Origin of the sequence: Paenibacillus sp. MCAF9 (assembly GCF_052114265.1) — a bacterium.
In the GTDB taxonomy this organism is placed as follows: Bacteria; Bacillota; Bacilli; order Paenibacillales; family Paenibacillaceae; genus Pristimantibacillus.
Window position 1 is genome coordinate 1 of record NZ_JBFREL010000091.1, and the last position, 531, is coordinate 531.

1 pseudogene is annotated in these 531 nt (G+C 41.2%); it reads left to right on the forward strand.

Annotation, left to right across the window (positions count from 1 at the left end):
* Window positions 1-328 precede the first annotated feature (328 nt).
* A pseudogene (locus AB4Z45_RS33045) lies at window positions 329-528 on the forward strand (transposase); the annotation flags it as partial.
* Between the last annotated feature and the right edge of the window lie 3 nt (window positions 529-531).

The following is a 531-nucleotide window of genomic DNA, read 5'->3' on the forward strand; positions in this document are numbered from 1 at the left end:
GATCTGAATCTACGTTAATCTGATATCTGATACTGAGTCATACCATAATCCCTCCATTGAATGTTGTCTCGACAACTCCATTCTAAACGAGGATTTTGGCTATGGCTCTCTTTTTTTGAGATGCTAGCTTTTTACACAAGTATACGGACTCAACTTAAATCTGATCAATTAGAGGTATTAGTACACCTATTTGCAACATTCCAATCTTGTTTGTTAAAAACAGGTGCACTTTTACACTTATTTGCTCTCCACTATTGGTTCGCGCACATTACAATCATATGACGATCATCGCCGATGCTGGATATGGTCAGTCTGAGTTATTATGCTCTACAAGCAGCAAGCAAGGGAAAAACTGAGCTGCGAGGAAGGATATTCGCTGTCGGTAAGACGAATGATTGAACCCGAAAGTATTTTAGGACAGATAAAGAATAACCAAGGATTCCGGCGTTTCTGCTTCGCAGCTTACCTAAGGTAAGTCTGGAGGTCGGGTGGCTTTCGCTTGCCCATAATCCTATGAAGCAAGCATAGACC